Below are 4,701 nucleotides of genomic sequence, written 5' to 3'. Positions count from 1 at the left end.
GCGCTAACGAGGCGCTGACACGGCAAGGTAGCTCAGTTGGTCAGAGCATGCGGTTCATACCCGCAGTGTCGGGGGTTCAAATCCCTCCCTTGCTACCAGAATTTCATACCCGGAAGTCTTACGAGACTTCCGGGTTTTTTGTTTTGCGGCAGTTGCTGCTGTTGCAGATATGCATGGGGCAGGGTAATTGATAACCCCCATCATACGTGGTAATTTATTGACAGTTCTTTATTGGCTGCCTCGGGGGTATTATGAAAGAAAAAACTGTCTACCGATGCAAGCGCTGCGGTGATGTTTTTTACTGCCCGACGGGCCTCGTGGATGAATTTATCTTTAAACTTCGGCAGGTTTTCAAGTTGCTCTCCTGCCCACGGTGTGGCAGTACACTTATACATGAAGAAGAATACGTAGCCGAAAAAAAGAAACAGGACGACTCTGCAACAGACAAATAGCCTGATCCTGCCATGCAGATAGGGAACCTTTCTGCCAAGCTGATCAGGCCCGTACAACCAATATAGACGGCGTTTATGCCTTGTTGTGCGCAACAGCGCATGGGGGCATAAACGCCTTGCCTTTTACTCCGGTGCCGCCATGCAGTTTATACATTTGCCCCACAACGCCAAGCCCGATCAATACGCAACGTGGCACAGCGCAGCGCTGCACAGTGCTCAAGCCGACCCTTTCAGTTGCACGCCAGCATGGCAACTTGCCTTTCATGATGCCTTTGGCCCCAAACGGCGTTTACTTTTTGCAGAAGCTGACGGCAGCGTTATTGCCCTTGCAGAAGGCCTTGTTTCGGAAGAAGAGATCTTTATCACGCCTCTTGAACCTTCGTGGTTTTTCGGCTGCCCGCTTCTGGGCAGCAATGCCCCGCAGCTTTTTGCCGAAGCCATACGCTTTTTTGCCAGAACCTATGCCCCCAGATTTCCTAAAGTTCTTGTGGGCGGCCTTGGCCCTGGCCTGGATTATGTGCAGAACATGCTCAACAAAACAGGCATGCCCCTCCAGGCACATCTGGTAAAGGCGGGCATTCAGGGCTCGGCTTCGCTTGCTGGCGGGCTGGACGGCTATCTTTCGCGCCGCTCGGCCAATCTGCGCCGCAATTTAAAGCGTTCGACAAAAAAGGCGCGCGAGCTGGGCATCTCTTATGAACGCGTATTGCCTTCAACTGAGGATGAAGCAAAGGCGGCGTTTGCCCGCATGATCGCCGTTGAGCGCACAAGCTGGAAGGGGATAGACCACTGCGGCATGGCGGAGCCGGGCATATGCGATTTTTACGCATTCCTGCTCCAGCGGCTCGCGCCGGAAAAGGGCGCGCGCGTCATTTTTGCCCGCCGTGAAGATACGGACGTGGGCTTTATCTTTGGCGGCCTGGCCGGGGATATCTATCGCGGGCAGCAGTTCAGCTATGCGCAGGATTGCCATGAGCTCTCACTGGGCAACCTCATGCAGATTGAAAAAATCCGCTGGCTCTGCGAGGAAGGCGTGCAACGCTACGATATGGGGCCTCTTGATGGCCCCAAGATGCAATATAAGACGCACTGGACAGAAACGGCCTTTCCCATCAGGACATGGCTGATAGAAAAGGCCTGAACACCTTCAAATGCAGGGGCCGTAGGCGAGACAATGTGCGTGGCAGGCCCCCGCACTCTCCATAGCCTCACAGGCTGGCGTTCCAGAAAAGCATGCCCACCCGCGAGCTGCCAGTTTCGTGCACCATGCCGTTCTTGCTCATGGCGCACAGTTTATCTGCCAGGGCGACCTCCTGCGCTTCTGTGAGCTGGCCTCTGCAGTTAAAATGCCGCGTGTACATCACAATGGCTTCTTCCAGCGGGCACTCAGAATCCCACGAGCGCTCAAGATATTCCACTTCTGGATAATAGCCCTGCAACCACAGGATGTTGAAGGCGCTGTAGAGTCCCCGCCGGGTATAGTCATCGTGATTTTCAGCGCCAACAACCGGCGCAAGCTCCCTACGCACAGAATTATCGCCCGTCACCTGTGTGATGAGGCAGCAGTAGCCCCTCGAGGCCTCTGTCATTTTGTCAAGGGTTGAACGGTCATACACGGCGGGAGTGCGCGAGGCGAAGACAAGTTGAAACCGTTTTTGCCAGCCAAGCTGCTTCAGATCCGCAGTATCCCAGTCAAGCACGTGAAAACGGGCGTTCTCCGTACCCGCACGCTGCGCATTTTCATTTGCGTATTCAATCATGCCGGGCGCGATATCAAAACCCTCAACCTTGGCAGCCAGACCCGCAAAAATCAGGGCGTGCCTGCCCGGCCCACAGCCGATGTCCAGCACTGCGTCAGCCTTGCCAACCTTGGCGCGTGCAGCAACCTTTGCAACAAGATCGCGACGGTATGCGCTGGAATCTGCCTTGACAGAATGGGTGTTGAACGACTGGGCGCGGCGGCTCCAGAACTCCGCCAGATCTGACCGATCCGGCTGCCTGTCTGCCCAGTATGCTTCAAATTCTTTTATATCCATGTTCAAAACCTTTGTTTGCGCGCAATGCTGCGCCGTATTCCAGCAATGTTTTGCAAGGTTACAAGGAGACAACGTGGGAATAAAGAAAAATCAGCCCGCTGTTTCTGCGGGCTGACAAACATTCAACGGGTGGGTCTTAAAAATCAGTGAAGCAGGGGGAATGCCTCTGCCCGGTCAATATTCTGCCGGGCAGAGGCATACTGGGAGGGCTAAACAGTGGGGACGGGCTGACCTACCACTTTTTTGCGGTCAAGCTCTGCATGCAGCTTTTCCACATCCAGATTGCCAGTAACCCTTGAAACAAAGATGGTTGCAACACCATTGCCCACAAGGTTGGTGAGCGCGCGGGCTTCAGACATGAACCGGTCGATGCCGAAGATAACGGCAATGCTCTCAGGCGGGATGCTGCCAACAGAACTCAGCGTGCCGGCCAGCACAATAAAACCACCGCCGGTAACAGCCGCCGCGCCCTTGGATGAAATAAGCAGAATACCCAGGAGTACAAGCTGATCACCCAGCGGCATGGGCGTATTGGTGGCCTGGGCAAGGAATATGGCCGCCATGGTGAGGTAAATGGCAGTTCCGTCAAGGTTAAACGAGTAGCCAGCGGGAATCACAAGATCCACAACACTTTTGTTGCAGCCAGCTTTTTCCATCTTGCGCAGCATGTTTGGCAGTACAGATTCGGAAGAAGAAGTGCCGAGCACGATAAACAGTTCTTCGCGAATATACCGCACGAACTTGAAGATGCTGAACCCGCAGCTAAAGGAGATGGTCCCCAGAATGAACACGACAAAAAGAATGCTTGTAACATAGAAACACACAATGAGCTCGCCGAGCACAAGCACAGAGCCGATACCCTCCTTGCCGATGGTAAAAGCCATTGCGCCGAACGCGCCGATAGGAGCCACGTGCATGATAATGCCGATAACCTTGAACAGAACTTCGGAAAGGCTCTTGATGAGGTCAAAACAGAGCTTGCCCTTTTCGCCGCTATAATTGAGGGCAAAGGCAAACAGCATGGCCACCAGCAGCACCTGGAGGATTTCGCCGCTGGTAAAGGCAGAAACAAAGGTATTGGGGATGATGTTAAGGAAGAAGTTGACGATGTTGTTGTCTTTGGCCTTGCCAGCATACTGGGCGGCAATGTTTTTGTCCGCAGCATTGAAGGTGCTTACGTCAACGTTCATGCCAGCGCCGGGCTGGGCCAGGTTGACCACCACAAGGCCGATGGCAAGGGCCGTAAGCGTAATAACGGTAAAATAGACAAGCGCTATGCCGCCGGTTTTGCCCACAGCCTTGAGATCTTTCATGCCGGCGATGCCGGTAACAACGGTTGAAAAGATCAAGGGAGCGATGATCATTTTAATAAGGTTGATGAAACCCTTGCCCAAGGGCTGCATCTTGACGGCCAGTTCAGGATAAAAATGCCCCAAAAGAATGCCAATGAATATGGCTATGAGAACCTGCACATACAAAACTTTCAAGTACTTCATGGCGGGAATCCTGGCTTATGGCCTGATGTAAGTCTGGTTTCTCAGCTCCTGATACAGCAATAAAAAAGTTATCCACCCTTTTTATTCAACTTCACTAAGGCGGCAATATTTTTTCATATAAATATAGAATTGAACCATGCATTTTAAAAACAGAAAAAGAGAAAATTTCATTTTTTTTAACAAAAAAGTAAGGAATAGAAAAAACAGTTACTAAATGAGCACTCAGTATATTCAATATTGCCATACTCAATCCCGTGTTATTGCAAAAACTGTTTGATCATTCCAACAACAGTCTATGAACCATTCATAGGTAAAAGGTGTCTATCATTATCACTGCACATAATAAAAATGCAATCAAAATATTTTTTTAACTAGTTGCATAACAAAAGTTATTGTTTAATCAAACAATACAGTTATAATTATTAACACTACTAAAAAAGTACCGTACTTCTTCAATTATTTTCGACTCTCGTGATTTTTCGCTATTGAGTGCCATCCTGAAGGGCAGCGTGCTCAAAAAATATCCACCTGTATAAATTTGATTCAGCTGCTGCCGCAGGCTTGGAAAAATCATGGCTAAAAAGACAATTGTTTTCCTTGTGCGGATGGCGTAATATGGCGGACTTGAGCAATAAGCCCAGCTTGTAAGGAGCAGGAAAACTATGACCGAGGATAAGTTCGCAACCTCCATGTCGGAGGAAGGCGCTGAGGATTTTG

Annotated in this window: 4 protein-coding genes and 1 tRNA gene; 2 read left to right on the top strand and 3 right to left on the bottom strand. The window is 50.8% G+C overall.

Annotation, left to right across the window (positions count from 1 at the left end):
* The first annotated feature begins 21 nt into the window (after nt 1–21).
* Together VEZ52_RS00095 and VEZ52_RS00090 are read left to right on the top strand one after the other, a co-directional pair.
* A tRNA-Met gene (locus VEZ52_RS00095) sits at nt 22–98 on the top strand.
* Nucleotides 99–591: 493 nt separating this feature from the next.
* Entirely contained in the window at nt 592–1,593 is a 1,002-nt protein-coding gene (locus VEZ52_RS00090) for a GNAT family N-acetyltransferase (RefSeq protein ID WP_324835004.1), read from the top strand.
* A gap of 67 nt (nt 1,594–1,660) precedes the next feature.
* On the opposite strand, the gene VEZ52_RS00085 is transcribed toward VEZ52_RS00090, so the two are convergent.
* The 3 genes from VEZ52_RS00085 to VEZ52_RS00075 form a co-directional block, all read right to left on the bottom strand.
* Complete coding sequence (locus VEZ52_RS00085) at nt 1,661–2,488, bottom strand: class I SAM-dependent methyltransferase (RefSeq protein WP_324835003.1); 828 nt, start codon at nt 2,486–2,488, stop codon at nt 1,661–1,663.
* Nucleotides 2,489–2,697: 209 nt separating this feature from the next.
* Nucleotides 2,698–3,984, bottom strand: coding sequence for a dicarboxylate/amino acid:cation symporter (locus VEZ52_RS00080; protein ID WP_324835002.1), 1,287 nt, complete (start codon nt 3,982–3,984; stop codon nt 2,698–2,700).
* Nucleotides 3,985–4,466: 482 nt separating this feature from the next.
* On the bottom strand, nt 4,467–4,701 hold a 235-nt coding region (locus tag VEZ52_RS00075; protein WP_324835001.1), incomplete at its 5' end, for a hypothetical protein.

The sequence above is a fragment of the Desulfovibrio sp. genome (assembly GCF_035644575.1).
Taxonomy (GTDB): domain Bacteria; phylum Desulfobacterota; class Desulfovibrionia; order Desulfovibrionales; family Desulfovibrionaceae; genus Desulfovibrio.
This window is presented reverse-complemented; position numbering and strand designations above follow the sequence as displayed.

Excerpts from the sequence above, each read along its gene's own strand:
- VEZ52_RS00090 (WP_324835004.1), top strand. The coding sequence starts at position 592 with ATGCAGTTTATACATTTGCCCCACAACGCCAAGCCCGATCAATACGCA.
- VEZ52_RS00085 (WP_324835003.1), bottom strand. The coding sequence starts at position 2,488 with ATGGATATAAAAGAATTTGAAGCATACTGGGCAGACAGGCAGCCGGAT.
- VEZ52_RS00080 (WP_324835002.1), bottom strand. The coding sequence starts at position 3,984 with ATGAAGTACTTGAAAGTTTTGTATGTGCAGGTTCTCATAGCCATATTC.